The organism is Amycolatopsis sp. lyj-346, assembly GCF_046548975.1.
Classification (GTDB): Bacteria; Actinomycetota; Actinomycetes; order Mycobacteriales; family Pseudonocardiaceae; genus Amycolatopsis.
Genome location: NZ_JAJPWT010000014.1, coordinates 140,085 through 160,864, shown reverse-complemented (window position 1 = coordinate 160,864; position 20,780 = coordinate 140,085). Strand labels below are relative to the sequence as shown.

Annotated in this window: 18 protein-coding genes; 9 read left to right on the top strand and 9 right to left on the bottom strand. The window is 71.1% G+C overall.

All coding sequences use genetic code 11. The annotated features are described in order from the left end of the window. Nucleotides 1–69 precede the first annotated feature (69 nt). Together ACLJQE_RS33265 and ACLJQE_RS33260 are read left to right on the top strand one after the other, a co-directional pair. A complete protein-coding gene (locus ACLJQE_RS33265) occupies nucleotides 70–657 on the top strand; it encodes a hypothetical protein (RefSeq protein WP_410643494.1) in 588 nt (195 codons plus the stop codon). 77 nt (nucleotides 658–734) lie between these two features. Next, nucleotides 735–2,414 (top strand): RecQ family ATP-dependent DNA helicase, encoded by a 1,680-nt coding sequence (locus tag ACLJQE_RS33260; protein ID WP_410643493.1) that lies wholly within the window; start codon nucleotides 735–737, stop codon nucleotides 2,412–2,414. A 77-nt stretch (nucleotides 2,415–2,491) separates the two neighbouring features. Here the strand turns inward: ACLJQE_RS33260 and ACLJQE_RS33255 are convergent, their stop codons facing one another. The 4 genes from ACLJQE_RS33255 to ACLJQE_RS33240 are packed head-to-tail and all read right to left on the bottom strand — an operon-like array spanning nucleotide 2,492 to nucleotide 5,992. Next, entirely contained in the window at nucleotides 2,492–4,075 is a 1,584-nt protein-coding gene (locus ACLJQE_RS33255; RefSeq protein ID WP_410643492.1) for an ABC transporter substrate-binding protein, read from the bottom strand. Nucleotides 4,076–4,092: 17 nt separating this feature from the next. Continuing rightward, nucleotides 4,093–4,455 (bottom strand): hypothetical protein, encoded by a 363-nt coding sequence (locus tag ACLJQE_RS33250; protein WP_410643491.1) that lies wholly within the window; start codon nucleotides 4,453–4,455, stop codon nucleotides 4,093–4,095. Further along, on the bottom strand, nucleotides 4,455–5,717 hold the full coding sequence (locus tag ACLJQE_RS33245; RefSeq protein WP_410643490.1) for a hypothetical protein: 1,263 nt from the start codon (nucleotides 5,715–5,717) through the stop codon (nucleotides 4,455–4,457). Before ACLJQE_RS33245 ends, ACLJQE_RS33250 begins: the two co-directional genes overlap by 1 nt. Beyond that, entirely contained in the window at nucleotides 5,714–5,992 is a 279-nt protein-coding gene (locus ACLJQE_RS33240) for a hypothetical protein (protein WP_410643489.1), read from the bottom strand. Before ACLJQE_RS33240 ends, ACLJQE_RS33245 begins: the two co-directional genes overlap by 4 nt. A 290-nt stretch (nucleotides 5,993–6,282) precedes the next feature. Between ACLJQE_RS33240 and ACLJQE_RS33235 the strand changes: the two genes are divergently transcribed. The 3 genes from ACLJQE_RS33235 to ACLJQE_RS33225 are packed head-to-tail and all read left to right on the top strand — an operon-like array spanning nucleotide 6,283 to nucleotide 9,775. Next, on the top strand, nucleotides 6,283–6,804 hold the full coding sequence (locus ACLJQE_RS33235; RefSeq protein ID WP_410643488.1) for a PadR family transcriptional regulator: 522 nt from the start codon (nucleotides 6,283–6,285) through the stop codon (nucleotides 6,802–6,804). Continuing rightward, nucleotides 6,804–7,493: an ABC transporter ATP-binding protein gene (locus ACLJQE_RS33230; protein ID WP_410643487.1), complete on the top strand. Its 690-nt coding sequence runs from the start codon at nucleotides 6,804–6,806 to the stop codon at nucleotides 7,491–7,493. Before ACLJQE_RS33235 ends, ACLJQE_RS33230 begins: the two co-directional genes overlap by 1 nt. Continuing rightward, nucleotides 7,490–9,775 carry an FtsX-like permease family protein gene (locus ACLJQE_RS33225; protein WP_410643486.1) on the top strand — a complete coding sequence of 762 codons (2,286 nt, stop codon included), beginning with the start codon at nucleotides 7,490–7,492 and terminating at the stop codon, nucleotides 9,773–9,775. The genes ACLJQE_RS33230 and ACLJQE_RS33225 overlap by 4 nt, the downstream gene beginning before the upstream one ends. Before the next feature lie 14 nt (nucleotides 9,776–9,789). Here ACLJQE_RS33225 and ACLJQE_RS33220 read toward each other — a convergent pair whose 3' ends face one another. The 3 genes from ACLJQE_RS33220 to ACLJQE_RS33210 all read right to left on the bottom strand — a co-directional run bounded on the left by ACLJQE_RS33220 (nucleotide 9,790) and on the right by ACLJQE_RS33210 (nucleotide 12,484). Beyond that, nucleotides 9,790–10,401: a DM13 domain-containing protein gene (locus tag ACLJQE_RS33220; protein WP_410643485.1), complete on the bottom strand. Its 612-nt coding sequence runs from the start codon at nucleotides 10,399–10,401 to the stop codon at nucleotides 9,790–9,792. Between the two features lie 101 nt (nucleotides 10,402–10,502). Beyond that, complete coding sequence (locus ACLJQE_RS33215; RefSeq protein ID WP_410643484.1) at nucleotides 10,503–10,799, bottom strand: hypothetical protein; 297 nt, start codon at nucleotides 10,797–10,799, stop codon at nucleotides 10,503–10,505. Between the two features lie 203 nt (nucleotides 10,800–11,002). Further along, nucleotides 11,003–12,484: a non-reducing end alpha-L-arabinofuranosidase family hydrolase gene (locus ACLJQE_RS33210; protein WP_410643483.1), complete on the bottom strand. Its 1,482-nt coding sequence runs from the start codon at nucleotides 12,482–12,484 to the stop codon at nucleotides 11,003–11,005. Between the two features lie 194 nt (nucleotides 12,485–12,678). On the opposite strand from ACLJQE_RS33210, the gene ACLJQE_RS33205 reads away from it, so the two are divergent. Both ACLJQE_RS33205 and ACLJQE_RS33200 read left to right on the top strand, forming a co-directional pair. Next, nucleotides 12,679–12,990 carry a DUF4260 family protein gene (locus ACLJQE_RS33205; RefSeq protein ID WP_410643482.1) on the top strand — a complete coding sequence of 104 codons (312 nt, stop codon included), beginning with the start codon at nucleotides 12,679–12,681 and terminating at the stop codon, nucleotides 12,988–12,990. Further along, entirely contained in the window at nucleotides 12,974–13,489 is a 516-nt protein-coding gene (locus ACLJQE_RS33200; protein WP_410643481.1) for a TetR/AcrR family transcriptional regulator, read from the top strand. The genes ACLJQE_RS33205 and ACLJQE_RS33200 overlap by 17 nt, the downstream gene beginning before the upstream one ends. A 98-nt stretch (nucleotides 13,490–13,587) precedes the next feature. On the opposite strand, the gene ACLJQE_RS33195 is transcribed toward ACLJQE_RS33200, so the two are convergent. Continuing rightward, nucleotides 13,588–14,346 carry a response regulator transcription factor gene (locus ACLJQE_RS33195; protein WP_410643480.1) on the bottom strand — a complete coding sequence of 253 codons (759 nt, stop codon included), beginning with the start codon at nucleotides 14,344–14,346 and terminating at the stop codon, nucleotides 13,588–13,590. A gap of 395 nt (nucleotides 14,347–14,741) precedes the next feature. After that, complete coding sequence (locus ACLJQE_RS33190; protein ID WP_410643479.1) at nucleotides 14,742–16,337, bottom strand: MFS transporter; 1,596 nt, start codon at nucleotides 16,335–16,337, stop codon at nucleotides 14,742–14,744. A 508-nt stretch (nucleotides 16,338–16,845) separates the two neighbouring features. Between ACLJQE_RS33190 and ACLJQE_RS33185 the strand changes: the two genes are divergently transcribed. Continuing rightward, the gene (locus ACLJQE_RS33185) at nucleotides 16,846–19,515 is read left to right on the top strand and encodes a glycoside hydrolase family 9 protein (RefSeq protein ID WP_410643478.1); all 2,670 of its coding nucleotides are present in this window, start codon (nucleotides 16,846–16,848) and stop codon (nucleotides 19,513–19,515) included. Nucleotides 19,516–19,863: 348 nt separating this feature from the next. Beyond that, a complete protein-coding gene (locus ACLJQE_RS33180) occupies nucleotides 19,864–20,757 on the top strand; it encodes a carbon-nitrogen hydrolase family protein (protein WP_410643477.1) in 894 nt (297 codons plus the stop codon). Nucleotides 20,758–20,780: the final 23 nt, after the last annotated feature.

The window sequence follows — 20,780 nt, the reverse complement described above, 5'->3', positions numbered from 1 at the left end:
TGCGGTGCGGGGCGGGTGGCCGGGGCATTCCGGATTGCCGGTCGTCTCGATCTTGCCGACACTCGGGGCATGGAGAACACGGTTTCCGAACCCGAGACACTGCCGGAGTCCGACGTCCGGTTCCCGATCGTCCTGCGGGGGTACGACCGACGGCAGGTGGACGAGTACGTGCGGGTCGCGGAGAAGCGCGTGGACCGGCACGAGAAGGCGCGGCGGGTCGCGGAGCGCCGGCTGGCCAAGGCGCAGGTGCCCGCGCCGCGGGCCGCCGAACCGGATGGTGCCGCCGGGCTGGGCAAGCGGATCGAGAAGATCCTTCAAGTCGCGAAGTCCGAGGCCGCGGAGATCAAGGAGCAGGCCCGCAAGGAGAGCGAGGCGCTGCTGGCGGCCGCCGAGAAGACGGCGGCCGAGGCGGAGCGGGCTCGAGAGGAGACCGAGCGCGCCGCGCAGCGGGACGCCCAGCTCGTCATTTCCCGCGCGGAAGAAGAAGCCGCCGCCATCCGGGCCGCCCACCGGGCGGTGCTGGGCCAGCTGAGCCGGATCGCCGACGGCGTCGAGGAACTGCGTGTCCGGTACGCCGGCGAGACCGGGACCGAGACCGGCACCGTGACCGAGGAGGAGCAGCCGGAGACCGCGGACTCCGTGCCCGCCCCCGCCTGACCGGAGAGCCACGGGCCGGTCGCGGAGCTCACTCCGAACGGGTGTTTTCGCCGGCGGGGCGAGGGTACTTGGGGCGGATGTCAGGAAGACGCGACGAACTCCTGCGGATCGCGGCGGAGACGTTCGGCTGGGCCCAGCTGACCGACGAGCAGCTGGCGGCGATGGAGCAGGTGGTCGGCGGGCACGACGTGCTCGCCGTGCTGCCCACCGGGGCCGGCAAGTCGGCGATCTACCAGGTGCCCGCCCTGCTGCTGGACGGTCCGACCCTGGTGGTGTCACCGCTGATCGCCCTGCAGAACGACCAGATCGAGGGCCTCCGGGAAAGCCGCGCTCCGGAGGCCGTCGCGGTGAACTCCGCGCAGGGCGCCGCCGAGCGCGAGCACGCGTGGGAGGCGTTGCGCCGGGGGAGCGCCGAGTACCTGTTCCTGTCCCCGGAACAGCTGGCCTCCGACGAGGTCCTGGACGCCGTCGCCGAGCTCGGCGTCTCGCTGTTCGTGGTGGACGAGGCGCACTGCGTCTCGGCGTGGGGGCACGACTTCCGGCCGGACTACCTGCGCCTGGCACCGGTGATCGAGCGGCTCGGGCACCCGCGGGTGATCGCGCTGACGGCGACCGCGGCGCTGCTCGTGCGCGCCGACATCGTGGCCCGGCTGGGGCTGCGTGACCACCGGGAGGTGCTCGCCGGCTTCGACCGGCCCAACCTGCGCCTCGGGGTCGATGCGCTGCCGACCGACGACGACCGGCACCAGGCCGTCCTCACGCGGACGCGGGCGCTGACCGCGGACCCTGCCACGCGGCCCGGGCTGGTGTACGTCACCAGCCGCAAGGACGCCGAAGGCTACGCCGGGGAGCTCGCCGCCGAGGGCGTCCGCGTGGCGGCCTACCACGCCGGGATGAAGGCGGCCGACCGCGAACGGGTGCACGAGGAGTTCCTGCGCGGCGGCCTCGACGTGGTGGTGGCGACCTCGGCGTTCGGCATGGGGATCGACAAGGCCGACCTGCGGTTCGTGCTGCACGCCGCCGCGCCGGAGTCGCTCGACACCTATTACCAGCAGATCGGCCGCGCGGGCCGCGACGGCGAACCGGCGGAGATCACGCTGTACCACCGGCCGCGAGACCTGGGCCGGCAGAAGTTCCTCACCGCGGCGAAAGCACCCGAGCAGGCGCTGGCGGAGGTGGCCGGCACCCTCGCCGAGCGCGACGCACCCCTGAAACCCGCCGAACTCGGCCAGGAGGTGGGTGTCTCGGCGGCCCAGCGCACCCGGGCGCTCAACCTGCTGGAGCAGACGGGCTCGGTCGGTGTCACCGCCGACGGCAGGCTCGAATACCGGGATTCCACTGTGGACCCCGACCAGGCCGTCGAGCAGGGTATCGAGGCCGCCGAAGCCCACCAGCGGCTGATCAAGTCCCGGATCGAGATGATGCGCGGCTACGCCGAGACCACCGGATGCCGTCGCCGGTTCCTCCTCGGCTACTTCGGGGAACAGCTCGCGCAACCCTGCGGCAACTGCGACACCTGCACCGCCGGCACGGCCGGGGCACCGCCGTCCGACGGCGGGGCGTTCCCCGTCAACAGCGCCGTCGAGCACGGGGAGTGGGGCCGTGGCGTCGTGATGTCCGCCGACGACGGCACGGTGACCGTCGTGTTCGACGACCACGGCTACAAGACGCTCTTGACGCCCGCGGTCCGCGAACACCACCTGCTCACCGCCGTCACGGAGCCGGACGCCGGGGACACCCCGGCCGGAATCGGGTGAGCAGGTGGTGTCGCGAATGACTCATTCGGGACCTCCGAGGTCCCGAATGAGTCATTCGCGCCGCCCGAACCCGCCGGTCAGCAGGCGGGCGGGGTGCCCGGGCGGACGACCACGCTCGGGGTCCGCGCCGGCTGGTCGCCGTTCGGGCCGGGGAGCGGGCAGACCCGGACCACCGGGGGACCCGCGTCCGCGCGGTTGCCGCTGTTGTCGAACGTGATGGGCCCGCCGGCACCCGCCACCGCTTGGCCGCTCGAGGAGAACCCGCTGATCGCCGTGTTGACCTGGCTGCGCTGGACCGGCTTCGCCGACGGGAGCGTCCGCAAGGCCGCCGAGATCGTGGTCACCGCGTCGTAGCCGTTGACCGCCCAGCCGTCGTCGAGGTGGGCCACGTCGAAGCCGGCGCCGGTGAACGCCGTTTCGAGGTCGCGGAAGCCGGGGTTGTCGCCGCGGAAGCGGTCGGCGCCCGAGACCAGCGTCGACAGCAGGCGGATCCGGCCGTCGGTGAAGGCGGCCGACCGCAGTGCCCGCACGCGGAGGTCCTCCAGCATCGCGTTGTCCTCGGGTGAGCGGACCCGGAGGCCGTCGGACGTGCTGACCACGGTGACCGACTTGGCCGCGCACCGTCCGCCGACGAAGGCCTCGTCGAGGCTGAAGAGGAACCGGGCGAGGTCGCTGCCGCGCGCGATGTAGAGCACCTGGACGTCCTTCGCGGTGCCGCAGACCCGTTGGGCGGTCAGCGGCACCGTGCTCGCTTCGTCCGCGTCGAACTTGACCTCGGTGATCTTGCCGCCGAAGCGCCGCTGCATCAGCGGCAGCGCCGTGCACGGGTACGGGTCGGAGCCGCCGGTGGGCACCATGATGAAGTCCGGACGGCCGGGCAGCACGGCGGCGAGCTGCTCGATCTGCACGGCGTTCCGGTAGGCGACGCGGTAGAAGTAGTCCTTCCCGACGCCGCGGGGGTAGGTGATGTCCGGGTCGCACGCGCGGAAGTCCGGCTCGTCGTCACGGGACCCGGTCTGGTCGAAGCCCTCGGCGGTGATCAGGTCGGACACCATCGGGACCTTCGCCGCCGCCAGCAGGTCCGCCACCTCGGCCGAGCGCTGCTGGCTCAGCCCGATCCCCGCCACGGCCACGACGTCCGGGTCGTCCGCGAGCTCCCTGGCCACTTCGACGGCCTCGTTGGCCGGCCCGTAGGCGCCGATGTGCGCGACCACCAGCCGCATCGGGTGCAGGCAGCCGGTGTCGTTGGCGTGGCGCTGCCCGGCGGCCATCCCTTCGAGCTCGTGCCGCGCGCGGCCGCCGGCGTTGCGGTCGGTCAGCGTCACCAGCACCCCGACCGTCACCGGCGTGCCCTGGGGATCGCACTTGTCCGCGGCGGCGGCGTTCTGCTGCTCGACCACGTGCAGCACGGCGGCGTAGCGGTCGAGGCCGAAGTCGTACGAGCCGTCGCTGACCCCCACGCACTCGTCGCCGGCCGACCAGGCGGAGCCGTCGAACCAGCCGCAGGTGAACGCCCGCTGCAACGGCCGGTGGAAGACCAGGCCGCCCGCCAGCAGGAGAACGACGGCGAGCAGGGCGGAAAGCCGCCACCAGTCCGTCCGCCGGTGCGGGAAATCGCGGTTCGGATCGGGGAAGAAGATCCAGCGGAAGCGCGAAGCCAAGGCGGGTCCTTTCGGAGTCAGTACCGGCTGCGGTCCGCCGAGTAGCGGTCGGCCCGGTCGAGGAACGGCTGCCGGTCCGCCACACCCTCGGTTTCGGCCAGCCGCAGGAAGCCGTGCCAGGCGAGCTGCCGCAGGGACGCGATGTCCTCCGGCCGCGTCACGCACGGGTCCCGTTCCAGTGCCGGGACGATGCCGAGCAGCGCGTCGGTGTGCCCGGCCGGGGTCGGTGGCCTGCCGAGTCCCTTGATCTCCGCCAGATCGGTCACCCGCGGGTCGGGTGTGACGACCACGGCGTCGAACAGCGCCAGCCACCGCACGGACGGCAGTTCGGGCAGCAGGCCGGCCAGCGCGTCCGCGACTTTCGCGCGGCCGCCGAGCATCAGCTCGTGGTGCCACCGCCCGGCCTGGTCGTCCGGATGGGTCTTCCCGCGCAGCAGCCGGAAAACGCCTTCCCAGCCGGTCTGCGCGTCCGTCCGGGCGGCCAGCGCCCGGAGGCCGAGGTAGCGGGCCAGCGGTGGAGCCGCCGTACGCCGTCGCCGGAAGCGGGCCACAACGTCGGCGAGGTGTAGAGCGGCGAGCCGAGGCCGAAGGGCGGGGGCAGCAGGCGGACGAGCGTCCCGGCCTCCGGCCAGGCCCGGGCGGCCGCCAGCGTGATCAGCGCCTCGGCCGCGGCGTCGTCCGGCCTCCGCTGCGGATCGAGACCGCGGACGAAGATCCGCAGCAGGTGCCGGTCGACGCGCACGTCCTCGTCCGGGTCGGTGCTGTCCAGGAGTGCGTTCGGCTCGTCGAGCCACCGCGGGTTCTGCCCCAGCCGGTGCAGCACGAACTCCGTCGCGGCCGCGTGGCCGTGGGTGAGCCGGAACGCCACGCCCGCGGTGCGTTCCGAAGTCGTCCAGTCGTGGCTGCGGGACAGCTGGAGCACGTCGGCGGCACTCAGGTCGGTGACGTCGACCCGCACCCGCGGGGCGTCGGCCGGATCGGGTCCGGACCAGGGCACGGCGCCCGCCGCGGCCGGCCCGGCGCTGGTCGTGATCACGGTGAGCGGATCGGGCAGCCGGTTCTCCGGCGTCGGGCGGGCACCGGCGATCGCCTGGCGCACGCGCAGCAGCGAGCGGACGAAGGTCACCGCCTCCGGGACGTCGCCGTCGTCCAGCAGCAGGAGCATCTGCGGCGGCCGCCCCCGGACGCGGGCGTGGCTGCGGCGCAGGTCCGCGAGGAACGCGGCGACCAGCACGTCGTCCACGCTGCGGCGGACCAGCGGGTCCGCGCTCTTGGCGCGGGCACTCAGCTCGATCAGCGTCGTCTCGGCGTTCATGGCGAAGTCCTGGTCCTGGTGCCGGAACCAGTCCACGGCGTCGCCCCAGGACAACCGCATCAGCCCGCGTCCGCGGTACAGGCGGTTCAGCGCGCTCCGGGTGACCTCCGCGGCCAGCCCCGGGACCAGCTCGGACAACCCGGGTACCTGAACGTGCACGAGGGCGAACGAATCACGCGCGAGTGCGGTGAGAAAACTGTCGAGCGCCGGTTTCCGCTTGTATTCGTTGAGCCGTTCCCGCAACCGGATCAGCTGATCGCTCGGGGGCAGACCGGCGAAATTCGCACTGATGGCCAGCTGGGCCACCAGTGACCGCGGAAACGTCACGGATATCCCGCGACGCCCACGCCCAGGCCGAGCATGATCGAGGTCAGCAACGGCCGCAGCGACGTCCCGTCGCCGTCCGGCACCAGCGGCTGGACCAGCACGGAAGCCGTGCGGTCCCGCCAGGTCCGCAGCGCCTCGCGGAGGATCGCGGTGCGGCCGGAACCCCCGCAGCCGGTCAGGACCACGACCGGCCGCGGGCCGGCCGGAGCGGTTTGGCCGCGCGGTCCGGTCAGCTCGTCGATCAGCTCCAGGACCGACGTCCGGCCCACGAACATGTGTCCCCCTCGGCGCCATTCGCACTTCGCCGTTCCCCCGCGAAGACCGGCACGTTAGCGTTTTTCGCGCCGATCGGAGAACAAGAATGGCCGGAAGCTGCCGAAGGTCAGCCGAACGCCGGGCCGATGACCTGAATGCCGCAGTGCCCGGCACGCGGAGTAGCCGGTTCTGCCGGATGGCCGCCCTGACCTGCGAGGTCCGGCTATTCGCAGGGCGTATACACGCCGTGTATACGCCTCCGGTATAGTGATCGTCAGTCCCGGGATTCCGGGTCGAGGAGGGATCAGGGATGTCGGTTTCACATACCTTGCTCGCATTGCTCGAGGCCGGCCCGCGGCACGGCTACGACCTGAAGCGGGCGTACGACGAGCAGTTCGGGCAGGACCGCCCGCTGGCGTACGGCCAGGTCTATTCGACGCTGTCGCGGCTGCTGCGCAACGGCATGGTCGAGGTGGCGGGCGTCGAGAGCGGCGACGGGCCGGAGCGGAAGCGCTACACGATCACCGACGCGGGGATCACCGATGTCGAGACGTGGCTGCGCACCCCGGAGAACCCGCAGCCGTATCTGCAGAACACGCTGTACACGAAGGTGGTGCTGGCGCTGCTGTCCGGGCGGAGCGCCACCGACGTGCTCAACGTCCAGCGCGGCGAGCACCTGGACGTGATGCGCGCGCTCACCAAGCGCAAGAACGCGGGCGACCTCGCCGATCAGCTGATCTGCGACCACGCGCTCTTCCACCTCGAGGCGGACCTGCGGTGGCTGGAGCTCACCGCCGCGCGCCTCGGTGAACTCGAACAGGCGGTGCGTTGATGACCGGGCCGGGAACGCCGTTGCTCGCCGGCAAGGGACTGTGCAAGTCGTTCGGCCCGACGCGGGCGCTCGACGAGGCGGCGTTGTCGGTCTCGGCGGGGGAGGTGCTCGCGATCATGGGCTCGTCGGGTTCGGGCAAGTCGACGTTGCTGCACTGTCTCGCCGGCATCGTCCGGCCGGACGCGGGAACCATCGACTACCGCGGCGCCGACCTCGTCGGCATGGACGACAAGGGGCGGAGTGCGTTGCGGCGCACCGAGTTCGGCTTCGTGTTCCAGTTCGGCCAGCTCGTGCCCGAGCTGTCCTGCCTCGAGAACGTCGCGCTTCCCCTGCGGCTGACCGGGACCAAGCGGAAGCAGGCCGAGGCCGAGGCGACCGGATGGCTGGCCCGGCTGGAGGTCGACGATCTGGCGAAGCGCCGTCCCGGGGACGTGTCCGGCGGGCAGGCGCAGCGGGTGGCGGTGGCGCGGGCACTGGTGACCGGGCCGAAGGTGGTCTTCGCCGACGAGCCGACCGGCGCGCTCGACTCGCTCAACGGCGAGAAGGTCATGCGGATGCTCACCCAGGCGGCACGGGAAACGCACGCCGCGGTGGTGCTGGTGACCCACGAGCCGCGCGTCGCGGCCTACTCGGACCGCGAGATCGTGGTGCGGGACGGGCGCACGGTCGACCGGGAGCTGGTCGCATGATGCGGGATCTGGCACTGGGCCTCCGGCTGGCCGTCGGGGGCGGCCGGATGTCCGGCGCGGCGCTGCTGCGCCTGGCGATGACCGCGTTCGGGATCGCGCTCGCGGCCGCCGTGCTCCTGGCCGCCGCGGCGGTCCACCACCTGGCCGGCGCGCAGGCGGAACGCAAGGCGGCGATCGGGCAGGTCACCGAGCCGCGCGCGGGCGTCGCCCCGCTGCTGGCCTACGACTGGTACGCGCCGGTGGGCGACGACTTCGTGAAGATCACCGCGGTCGCGGCGACCGGGGCGAACTCGCCGGTGCCGCCGGGCCTCAGCCGGCTGCCCGCGCCGGGCGAACTCGCCGTGTCGCCGGAAGTCGCCGCGAAACTGGCCGCACCGGACGGCGGTCCGCTGCAGGCGCGGCTGCCGGGGCGGGTGACCGGCCAGATCTCGCGGGAAGGCGTTCCCGGCGCGGGCGATCTGAGCGCGTTCTACGGGGTGCCGGCCGCGCAGATCGAGGCCGAGGGCGCCGACGCCACCAAGGTCTACGCGTTCGGCCTGCCCTACACCGGGCTCGGGCTGTCGGCGATCATGCTGGCCGTCATCCTGCCGATCGCGGCGGTGCTGCTGCTGCCGCTGCTGATCTTCGTGACCACCGCCTCGCGGATGGGCGCGGCACAGCGGGAACGCCGGCTCGCCGCGCTGCGGCTGATCGGCCTGGACGCCCGGCAGGTCAAACGGGTCGCGGCGGCCGAATCCCTGGTCGGGGCGGCGATCGGGCTCGCGGCCGGCATCGGGTTCTTCGCCCTGCTGCGCACGTTCGTCGCCGACATCCTGCCGTTCGGCCTGCGGATCTTCCCGGAGGACTTCGTCCCGTCGTGGCCGCTGGCCGGGGTGATCGTGCTGCTGGTACCCGGGCTCGCGGTCGGCTCGGCGCTGTTCGGGCTGCGCCGCACGATCGTGGAACCGCTCGGCGTGGTCCGCCAGGGCAAGCCGATGCGGCGGCGGATGTGGTGGCGCTGGGCGCTCACCGCGACCGGCGCGCTGTTCCTGGCCGCCACCCTGGCTTTCGAGCGAGGGAACGGTGACACCGCCGGCGCGCTGGCGCTCGCGGTGGGCAGCGTGTTCCTGCTGGTGGGCGTGGCGGCCCTGCTGCCGTGGCTGGTCGAGCGGCTCGTCGAGCGGCTGCACGGCGGTCCGCCGTCGTGGCAGCTGGCGATCCGGCGGCTGCAGCTGGACAGCGGGACCGCCAGCCGGGTGGTGTCCGGCCTGGTCGTCGTGCTGGCCGGCACGATCCTGATCCAGGGCGTCATCACGTCGCTCGGCGGTGGCGACCGGTGGGAGTCGCCGGCCGGGGTGGCCGCCGTCCCGGTGCGGGTGCACACCACCGCCGCGCACGAGGCCGAAGTCGCCGGTCTGGTGACCTCGGCGGCCGGGGTGACCGGGACGCACCCGGCCCGCAGCCTGGCGTTCCGGTCCGGGCAAGGGCGGCACTACGGCGTGGTCGGCGACTGCGTGGCGCTCAAGGCGCGGGTGGACATCGGCGGCTGCACCGACGGCGATGTGTTCTACGTCGTGCCGGCCGAGGGCGGCGCGGCGCCGTCCGGCCGGCTGCGGCTGCAGGGCTTTTCCCACGGCCGGGACGTGCTCGGTCCGGAGTGGACGGTCCCGGGGAACATCCGGCTGGTGCGGCCGGGCGGCACGATCACGGGTGACAGCCTGCTGGTCACGCCCGGTGCGCTCGGCGGCCTCACCCTCCCGGACTCGGCGGTCGCGGTCTACGTGGCGGGCGCCGGCGACCCGGAGGTGCTGGCGGACAACGTCGCGAGGGCGGTCGGCCCGCTCGCGTGGAACGCCACGGTCAGCAGCAGCGACTACCTGACCGACTACGCCGCACGCGACCAGCGGATGGTGGCGAGCTTCCGCTCGGTGCTCATCGCCGCGTCGCTGTTCGTGCTCGCGGTGGCCGCGATGAGCCTCCTGATGCTGTCGATCGAGCAGATCAGCGAACGGCGGCGGCCGCTCGCGGCGCTGTCCGCGGCCGGCGTGCCGATCGGGGTGCTGGCTCGCGGAGCGTTGTGGCAGACCGGGATCCCGGTGGTGGTCGGCGTGGTGCTGGCGGTCGCGGCGGGGCTCGGGCTGGCCGCGCCGATCCTGCGGCTCGCCGACCGGTCGATGATCATCGACGTCCCGGTGCTGCTCGCACTGGCGGGGACCACGGTGGCGGCGGTCCTGCTGGTGACCGCGCTGACGATGCCGTTGCTGCGGCAGGTGACCCGGTTGGACACGCTGCGCTCGGAGTGAGCATCCGGTGCGCGTCAGGTCGCCTGCCGGGTCAGCTCCGCCGCGCCGAAGGAGACGTTGAACCGGTCGCACCAGACGCTCACGCTGGTGTAGGCGGCCAGGTCGGTGCCGGCGGGCAGCGGGTAGTTCTGGTTTCCCTTGTTGCCCTTCAGCTTGCCCAGGTCGACGTACTTGCCGTCGTCGAAGACGGCCCAGCCGTCCTTGCCCGGTTTCACCGGCGCGTCGGTGAGCCAGACGCGCACGTCGGGGCCGCTGCTGGTGTCGAGGTTCTCCAGGCGCAGCACGAGCGAGCCGTCGGCCGCCCGCAGGATCCGGACCGTGCCGGTGGTCCGGTGTTCGTGACTGAGGAGGCGGCCGCCGGCGAGTTCGGTGGGCGGGGCCGGGGAGGAGGACGGCGACGGAGGTGCGGACCGCGGCGGCGGCGCGGACACCGGCGCGGACACGGACACCGGCGCGGACACGGGCGCGGACGCCGGCGCGGCGGCCGGCAGTCCCTCCTGCACGGTCTCGTCCACCACCAGCTGCCAGGGCTGGAACCAGAACAGTCCCGCCGCGACGGCGACCACACCCGCCGCCAGGACGCCCAGGACCCAGGGCCGGCCGAGCCGGCGCCGCGTGCGGTTCATCTCGGGTTTCCTCCGTGATCGTCGGCTGCCGGTTCAGTCAACCGGACGAATCGCCCGGCGACGTCCGGCGGGTGGTTACCGATCTCTTACGGAGGAGGCCTTCAGCTGATCAGCGACGTCAGCGCGTCGACGGACATCGCCTCGCCGGACAGCTCGGCGCCGGAGTGGGACGGCGTGCCCGGGCGGCGTGACGCGAAGCCGAAGTCGTGGGTGGCGAGGATGCGGGGAGTGGTCTGCCGGGCGTACTCCCGCGCCAGGACGGCCGCGTCGCGGAGGAAGGTCGCGGCGACGTCGGCGCACGACACCGGGCCGCTGATCTGCGGCAGGACTTCCAGGGCGGCACCGCCCGAGCCGTGGCCGGGAAGCCGGGTACAAGCCATTTTTTCGACTTTGTTCATGGCACATTCCTGTCTGGGAGAACGAAGGTGCGGCCGGACACCGGGATCTTCCCCCACGATCGGGCGGCCGCAGCGTTTCCGGCCGGTTTCCCGAGAAGTGCGAAAGTGTCGTCAGCGAAGGTCTGAAAGCCAGTCCGGCCACGGCGCGGGCGGGCTCGGTGCCGCTCCGAACCCGCCCGCGCCGGTTTCCCCGTTTTCGATCGCTAGCGCTGCAGCGTCAGCAGGCCCGGCCGGTACGGCAGGAGGCCGTAGTCGAGGCCGTCTGAGCCGGGGTCACGGCCCTGGTAGAGCAGCTGCAGGTTGCACGCGTCGACGGTCTTGGTCTGGTCGGGGTTGGTGCGGACCAGGTCGCCGTGGCTGATGTCGTTGGTCCAGGTGGCGCCGCTGTTGGCCTTGCCGGCGAAGGGGTTGCTCTCGGTGGCGGCCTGCGGGGTCCACGAGCCGTTCAGGCTGGTGGCGGTGAACGACCGGAAGAAGCGCCGCTCGTTCGTGCCCCGTGCTTCGACGATCATCAGGTATTGGTTCTGGCCCTGGACCTTGTAGACCTCGACCGCTTCGAACAGGTTGAGCGGCGTGTCGCTCATGATCTTCGTGTACGACGAGCCGAAGCTGCCCGGGAAGTTCCCGATGGGCATGCTCGCGCGGTAGATGCCGCCGTTGTCGTCGGCGAAGAACAGGTACATGTTCGTGTTGTCGCCGATGATGGTCTGGTCGAGGGGGGCTCCACCGGCGATGGTGCCGGTGAACAGCGTCTGCGGCGCGGACCAGCCGTTGGGGTTGGTGGGGTCGCTCGAGGTGCGGTAGGAGAACGTCGGCCCGCCCCATTGGTAGGCGAGCACCCAGATGTTCTTGGGCGCGAAGTAGAACAGCGTCGGCGCGACGGCACCGATGGACAGCGTGTTCTGGCCGGCGGTGGCCATGTCGGACCAGTTCGTGAAGGGGCTGAAGCTCATCGAGCCCCAGCTCGATCCGTTGTCGTGCGTTGTGCCGTAGACGATGTGCTTGCCGTTGTAGACGACGTTGGTGAAGTCCTTGAGGGCCACCCAGCCCGGCTTCGGGTTGGCCAGCGGGCCGGTGGAGGTCCAGCGGTAGGTCGACGGAAGAGCGCACGTGCCGGTGCCCGCGTCGACGCGGACGAGTTGCCACTGCTGGTTGGTACCGCCCCAGTCGCTGTACTGCACAACGTTGCCGCCGTCGTTGGTCGCCGCGTTCTGCACCTCGACCGCCTTGCCGCTGTTGCGGTTGATCAGGCGCACGTAGCCGCTGTCGGAGTCGGCCAACCGGAACTGCTGGTTCGCGCCGTTGCCGTCAGTCCACTGATGGATGGCCGCACCGTCGGCTGCCGACCAGCTGGACACGTCGAGCACCTTGCCCGAGTGCCGCGCCTTGACCCGGTAGTAACCGCCACCGGAATCCACGAACTGGAACTGCTGGTTATTGCTGTTGGTGCGGCTCCACTGGACGACGTTGCCGCCGTCGGCGGTGGAGAAGTTGTAGACGTCGAGAGCCTTGCCGCTGTTGCGGTTCACCAGCACATACCAGGCGGCAGTGTCCACAGTGGCGGCTGACGCCGGCGTCGTGGCCACCGTGAGCAGCCCGCCCGCGAACGCCACGACTGCCGCCGCAGCCAACCCCGACCGCCACCGGCGACGCCACCTCGCAGTGCGTGCAAACCCAACCGACATAGCGGGATTCCTTTCAAGGTGCGTGTTAGCGCTAACATTTTCGACGAAGATGCGGGAGGGAACAGAAAATGTCGAAGGAGTCGATGATCGGCAGGCGGTCCGGCTGCCTGCACCCAAGGACTGTGAACGATAACCCCGACGACGTCAAGATGTAACGCACAGGTTACTCCGGGGTATCGAGTTGACGGCTCGAGGTGGTCAACCACGGCGGCCCGGCGTTGATCGCCGCGCTCCTGCTGCTGATCGTGCCGGACCTGACGATGGTGATCGGCGCCGGTGCGGCCGGTCACGGCAAGCTGTCGCCGAAGGCCGTGCCCTGGTACAACCTCGCGCACCGGCCGTGGATCCCGCTGGCCGTGCTGGCCGGTTACAGCGCCGGCGGCCTGGGGGAGTGGGTCCCGGTGTTCACGGCGGGACTCGGCTGGCTGGCGCACATCGCCCTGGACCGCGCCTTCGGCTACGGCCTGCGCGAGCGCGACGGGAGCCGGCGTGTCCGAGCGAACTGAGCAGATCGTCGACGCGGCCCGCGCGCTGATCGACGAAGGCGGCTCCGCGGCGCTGACCATGCGGGCGCTCGGCGAACGGCTGGGCATCCGCGCGCCGTCGCTCTACAAGCACTTCCCGGACAAGGGCGCGGTCGAAGCGCAGGTGATCGCGTTCGCCATGCGCGAGCTGGCGACCGCGCTGTCCCGGGCCGGCTCGCTGCCCGAACTCGCGGCGACCTACCGCGCCTACGCACTGGCCCACCCGCACCGCTACCGGCTGATGAACTCCGGCCCGCTCCCGCGGCGCCTCCTGCCGCCCGGAGTCGAGGAGGCCGCGGCGCTGCCGCTGGTCCGCGCGGTCGGCGGCGACCCGGACCGGGCCCGCGCGGTCTGGGCGTTCGCGCACGGGATGGTCATCCTCGAACTCGACGGCCGGTTCCCGCCCGGCGCCGACCTCGACGGCGCTTGGCGCACCGGCCTGACGCCGTTCACCGCCCCGCAGGCCACACCGGCCCGGTGACGGGAAAGCTTTCGGCTTGTCCGGGTCCGGTGCGTCGGCACGGAACACGACCTGGCCGCAGGTGCCGCGCTCGCCAGGGCCCAGGAGCACCCGGCGCCTCACATCACGAGGAGCCCCGACTCGATGGCCCGGACCACCGCAAGAGTCCGGTTCGGACAGTTGAGCTTGGCCAAGATGATGCCGACCGCGCGTTTGACGCCGTGTTCGGAGATGCTGAGCGATCGAGCGACCTGCCGGTTGCTCAGCCCCTCGGCGATCAGCCGCAGCACCTGCTGTTCCCGCGCCGTCAGTGCCAGCGTCGACGCGGACTTCGAGGGGTTGTCCTCACCGGCTTGGTCGGATGCCGTCACGGAGCGCCGCGCCAGCGACGCCGACACGTGGAACCGGCCGGCCTCCACGTCGACGATCGCCTCGCGCAAGGTCTCGGGGCGGAGGTCGGCCCAGTCCAGGAAACCGTTCGCGTGCGCGACCCAGGACTGCTCGACGACGTCGGCCGGATCCACCAGGATCAGCACGTGGATGGTGCCGGTGCGCAGCTTTTCGGCGAGCTCGTCGGGAACCGGCTCCGATGCTTCGCTGGAGGAAATGATCAGCTGGCCGTTGTAGAACGGCGAGAGATCCTCGACGTCCGCGCTGAATTGTGCGGTCAGCCGGATGTCGAGTGAACGAAACATTCCCCTGATGCTGTACCGGCGGATGTCATCGTGGATGACCAGCATGATCTGGAAGTTGGTGTCACAGTTGCCTGCTGCCGCCGCGATCTCGCTGTGCAACGGGAAAAGGCCGACCCGTGCCGAAGCTCGTCTGTCCCGTATATCAGGCAACAAATGGTCTATCTGACGGGTGTCGCTACCCATATCGGTGGTCCCCCAGCATCTCGCGTTAAATCTCGGAGGTCCGACCCTTTGGGTGAGCACGGCGCGTCCGACCCCGTAGCCGAGCATGGCACGCGTTGCGGGAACTTGTCCACCCCGAACCGGCCTCGGCACCCACGCTGACCATAGGAGACACACCGGCGCGGCACCTGTCAATACCGCAGCTGCGCAGCAATTCCAGCCGGCGACTTCCCATTTGCCTTCGGCTTGCGGGATGGGACATTTCGGCGCTGTCGAAATGTCCCATTGGTCCCGTGTGGTTCCGCTGCGGTGTCATGAACGACTCTTTCCTGACATCAGATGCCAGGAAAGAGTCGTTCATGACGTTGTGGGTGGGGTCCGGCGGAGTCGGAGCCCTCGCCGCGAGCCGGAATGTGTCAGTGGCTCTTCACCTCGGCGCCCGCGGGCGTGGGCTGGTTGCCGGAGCGGCTGCCGTCGCCGGGCTCCTGCGCCGGCCTCGCCGGTCGTGCGGCGGGACGCAAGGCGAACACCAGCACGGCGGTGGCGGCGAGGGCGATGAGCATGATCCAGACCGCGCCGACGTGCAGGGAGTGGATGAACGCGTGATCGGCGGTCTGCGCGAGAGCGGGCCGGTCGAGGGTCGCGGCGACGTGCCGGGCCTGCTCCGCGGAAACCCGGACGCTGTCCTGCAGCGCCGCCGGGACACCGCTCACCGAGGGTTCGATCGCGTCTCGGTAGGCGATCGACATGAGCGTGCCGCCCACCGCGATCCCGATCACGCTGCCGGCCTGCCGCGCCGTGTTGGTGACGGCCGACCCGGCGCCGGACTGTTCCAGCGGCAGGCTGCTGATCAGCGCTCCCGTCACCGGGGCCAGCACCATGCCGACGGAAAGGCCCTGCACCAGCAACAGGGCCCCGATCCAGAGGAGCGGGGTGTCCAGGTCGAAGAACCCGACCGCGCCCATGGCGAACGCCGCCACCGCGAGCGCCGGCACGGCGACCGGGCGCAGCGACCACCGGCGAACCAGCCGGGCGCCCAGCGGCGCCCCCACGACGGCGCCGACCGCGGTCGGAACGTTGGCCAAGCCGGCCTTCATCGGCGAGTAGCCCAATGCTCCCTGCAGGTAGAACGCGTTGTAGAACGTGACGGCGGCCACGGAAAACAGCAGCAGGGCCATGGCCGCGTTGCCGCCACCGAACGCCCGCTGCGCGAGCAGCCGGGGGTCGAAACTCGGTTGCCTGGTGTTCAGTTCGACGAGCACGAAGGCGGCCAGCAGGACGAGCCCGGCCGCGATCGGCGCCCAGACGTCCCAGCGGCTCCAGTCGTCCACCTGCCCCGCGCGGATCAGGCCGTAGGTCAACGCCGCGAGCCCGGTGATCGACAGCAGGATCCCGGCCGGGTCCAGCGGTCGCACGGTGGGGCTGCGGAAATTGGGGACCAGCAGGACGATCCCGGCCAGCGCCAGCACGACAACGGGGACGTTGACGAGAAAGACCGACCCCCACCAGAAATGGCTGAGCAGAACTCCGGCCAGCACCGGGCCCGCGGCCATTCCGACTCCGGTCGACGTCGAGGAAATGGCGATTGCGGTGGCCCGCCCGGGGCCGGTGAAGGTCCACAGCAGGATGGCGAAGTTGGCGGGCATGATCAGGGCGGCGCCGACGCCCATTGCGGCACGGGCGGCAATCAGCTGGCCGGCACCGCCGGCGTACGCCGCCCAGATCGAGGCCGCGCCGAAGACGACCAAACCGACGGCGAGCACGTTCCGGTGGCCGAAACTGTCGCCCAGTGCGCCGGCCGTGAACATCAAGGTGGCGAAGACGAGGGTGTAGGCACCGGTGGCCCATTGCAGCTCGGCCGGGCTGGCGCCCAGTCCGCGGACCGGGTCGGCGAGGGTTTCCAGGGTGATGCTGAGGACGGTGTTGTCCAGCCAAATCAGCAGCGAACACACCATCAGAACGGCAAGAATCAACTGCTGCCGGAACTTCGGCAGCGTTGGTGGCATGGTCATGGACACCTTCGAATATCGACCGGCGGGAACCCGGACGACCATAAGGAGACTCCACGGCACTGTCAAGTTCAGTGATTCTTGTCAATACTGTTGCGGCCGATAGGAAGATATGCCCGGGGATGGATTTGCGGGCACAGTATTTCTATGCCTCGGGCGGATTTCCGAATTGCGGTGTCCACGATTTCCGGGGATTGCGGCCGGCCGGATTCCATGCCCGCGGGTGAGCCTGGACGGCCGGGCTCGGCTCGACGGCCACCCCGTTGAAGACCGCGGCACCCGGGAGCGGGTCCACTTCCGGCGCTGCGAATCCTGGGAACGCTCCCAGTATCGCGTGGCGCGTTGGTCTCCCGAGGCGACCTCTCCGGAGCGCGAATTACGACGGATGGCAGCCTGTCGTGCCGCCGAACCGCCTATCGGAAGCCGTGATGCTTTACAGGGAGGAGACGCGTCCTTACCGTCGATCCGGAAGCGCTCCCAGAACCGAGGAGGCGGAGTGCACGCTTCGACGATGAAGTGGGTGTCCCGGGCGCTCGTGGCGCTCCTCGTGCTCGGCCTGACGGTGGTGCTGCCCGGCCTGTCGCCGGCCGCCCGCGCCGCCACCGGCAAGTTCGCCTACGGCGAGGCCCTCCAGAAGGCGATCTGGTTCTACGACGCGCAGCGCTCCGGTGCGCTGCCCGCCGGCAACCGGGTCGCGTGGCGCGGCCCGTCGGCCCTCGACGACGGCAAGGACGCCGGCCTGGATCTGACCGGCGGGTTCTACGACGCCGGCGACCACGTGAAGTTCGGGCTGCCCTTCGAGTTCAGCATGAGCATGCTGGCCTGGGGTGCGCTGGAGAACCGCGCCGCCTACCAGGACTCCGGGCAGTGGCCGTACCTGCTCTCGAACCTGCGCTGGGGCAACGACTGGCTGATCAAGGCGCACCCCCAGCCCAACGTGCTCTACGGCCAGGTCGGCAAGGGCGACGACGACCACAAGTGGTGGGGTCCCGCCGAAACCATGACCATGGCCCGCCCCTCCTACCGCGTCGACACCTCGTGCCCCGGGTCCGATCTCGCCGGCGAAGGCGCCGCGCAGCTGGCGGCCGGCTCACTGGTCTTCCGGGCCGACGACCCCGCCTACGCGGCCACCCTGCTCACCCACGCCAAGCAGCTCTACTCGTTCGCGGACAACTACCGGGGCGCCTACTCCAACTGCATCACCGACGCCCAGAGCTTCTACAAGTCCTGGAGCGGCTACCAGGACGAGCTGGTGTGGGGCGCGATCTGGCTCTACAAGGCCACCGGCGACGCCGGCTACCTGACCAAGGCGCGCGCCGAGTACGCGAAGCTGGCCACCGAGCCGCAGACCTCGACCCGCTCGTACCGCTGGACGCTGGCCTGGGACGACAAGTCCTACGGCGCGTACGTCCTGCTCGCGCAGCTCACCGGCGATGCCGAGTACGTCGCCGACGCCAACCGCTGGCTGGACTGGTGGACCACCGGCGTCAACGGGCAGCGCGTGCCCTACTCCCCGGGCGGCCAGGCCGTGCTCGACCAGTGGGGCTCGCTGCGGTACGCCGCCAACACCGCGTTCGTCGCGCTCGCCTACTCGGACTGGCTGCGGACCACCGACCCCGCCCGCGCCACCACGTACCACGACTTCGCCGTGCGGCAGATCAACTACGCGCTCGGCGACAACCCGCGCGGCGCGAGCTACGAGGTCGGGTTCGGCGTCAACCCGCCCCGCAACCCGCACCACCGCACCGCGCACGGATCCTGGGCCGACAGCATCGTGGAACCCGCCGTGAACCGGCACGTCCTGTACGGCGCGCTCGTCGGCGGTCCCAGCTCGGCCAACGACGCGTACACCGACGACCGCAGCAACTACACCATGAACGAGGTGGCGCTCGACTACAACGCCGGCTTCACCGGCGCACTGGCCCGGCTGTACGGCGAGTACGGCGGCGCACCACTGGCGAACTTCCCGCCCAAGGAAACCCCGGACGGCCCGGAGATCCTGGCGCAGGGTGCGCTCAACCAGCCCGACGGCGGTGCGTTCACCGAGGTCAAGGCGTACGTGCTCAACAAGTCGGCGTGGCCGGCCCGCCCGTTCACCGGCTCGCTGCGCTACTACTTCACCCTCGACGGCGCCACCACGCCCGGCCAGATCTCGGTGACCTCCGCGTACAACCAGTGCGACGCGCCGGTCGTGCGCCAGTTCTCCGGCCCGGTGTACTACGTCGACGTGCCGTGCTCCGGCGGCGTCGCGCCCGGCGGTCAGTCGCGCTACCGGAAGGAGGTGCAGTTCCGGATCAGCAGCACCGGCACCTGGGACCCCGCCAACGACTGGTCGCACACCGGACTGGCCCCCAGCGGAACCGCACCCGTGAACAACCCGCAACTGGTGCTGGCGCAAGGCTCCGCGGTGCTGTGGGGCAGCCAACCCGGACAGTCCACAGGGGACACCACCCCGCCTGCCGCACCCACCGGGATCACCGCCACGCCCGGCAGCACGAGCGTCAGCCTCACCTGGACCGCCGCCACGGACGACGTCGGCGTCGCCGGGTACGACGTGCTGAACGCGGCCGGTGCGGTGGTGGGCACCACCACGGGCACCGGCTTCCAGATCACCGGCCTCACGCCCGGCACGGCGTATACGTTCTCGGTCCGCGCCCGCGACGCCGCCGGCAACCAGTCCCCGGCCGGCGGCCCGGTCTCGGTCACCACCACCCCCGGCGGCAACACCGGCACCGGCTCGCTCGCGGTGCAGCAACGCGGAGACGGCGCCGCCACCGGCAACCAGATCCGCACCGGCCTCCAGATCGTCAACCGGGGCACCGCGCCCGTTGCCCTGAACAGCGTCACCGCGCGGTATTGGTTCACCGGTGACGCGGCCAACCCGGGCTACCAGGTCTGGTGCGACTACGCGGTGCTCGGCTGCGGCACCGTGACCGTGCGCGTGGTGAAGGTGAGTACGCCGCGCCCGGGCGCCGACGCGTACGTCGAGATCAGCCTCGGCAACGGCACCCTCCCGGCGGGCGCGAGCACCGGCGAGATCCAGGTCCGGGTCGCCAAGACCGACTGGTCACCGTTCAACCAGGCCAACGACCACAGCTACCGCGCGGCGGCGTCCTTCGCCGACCTCGCCACCGCCACCGCCTACCAGTCGGGTGCCCTGGCCTGGGGCACCGAGCCGTGACCCGCGCCGGGTCCCGGCTCGGTGCCCGCGCGACGGGTGCCGTCCGTCTGCTTGGCGCCCATCCCCGGTCGGCGGATCCGTCCGGATGACACCGGCGAACGCGCGCGAGCAATGTACGTCGGGCGTACCGATCCGACCAGTGCCGCCCGTTCGAGCCCGGAGGCGCCGCCGGATGCATGATCGGTGACTTGGCCGCCGCATGCTCGACGGTGGCGAGGACCCGCTGTACGTGGCCCGATACCGCAACGGTTTCTCCGGTGCCGACTACCTCCCCGGCGGCATGGACCGCGAGACTTACACCGAATGCGAACACAGGACGGCCCGGTTCGGGTCTGCCAAGCTGGCCGGATGAATCAGAAGCTGCGGTTGGCGGTCGCGCAGAGCACGGTGCCCGAGGATCCGGCGGATCGGGACGCTCTTCGTGCGAGCGGAGCCGAGATCCGTGCTCTGATGCGGGAGGCGAGCGCCGCGGGTGCCCGGCTCGTGCAGTTCCCGGAGGGCGCGATCACGTATCCCAGCAAGTACGCGGTGTCCAGCGGCGGCATGGAGGAGCTGACCGAGGCGGATTGGTCGCGTGCCGCTTGGGACGTCATGCGAGAAGAGGCCGAGGCTGTCGCGGATCTCGCGGGTGAACTCGGCATCTGGACGGTGTTCGGCTCGATCCACCGGTTGTCCGGGGCGAACCGTCCGCACAACAGCTTGTACGTGGTCTCCGACCAAGGTGAGCTGGTCGGCCGCTATGACAAGCGGTACCTGTCGCACACCGAGATCAGCTACCTGTACACGCCGGGAGTGGCGCCGCTGGTGTTCGAGGTCGACGGCTTCCGATTCGGTTGCGTGCTCTGCATCGAGGTCAACTTCCCCGAACTGTTCGCCGAGTACGAACGCCTGGACGTCGACTGCGTGCTGGCATCGGTGATGGTCGATGACGCGCCGAGATCGGTCGTGGCCCAGGCGTACGGGACGCTCTACAACTACTGGGTCGGCTACTCCGTCCCGGCTCAGTTCAGCGCGACGGCTCCGGCAGGCATCGTCGCACCCGGCGGCCGGTGGATCGGACGCTGTCACGGCGACGGGCGTCCTGGCCTCGCCGTCGCGGAGCTCGATCGTGCCGCGCCGGACGCCGACATCGACGTGGCCGTCCGGCTCGCACGGCCCTGGCGCCGCACGGCGAAGGCAAGTCTCTACGAACACCGCGTCGTGCGCGGAGACCCACGAAGCGACACCCGCACCGCATTCTGACGTGTCTACGGTCGGTCCTTCAC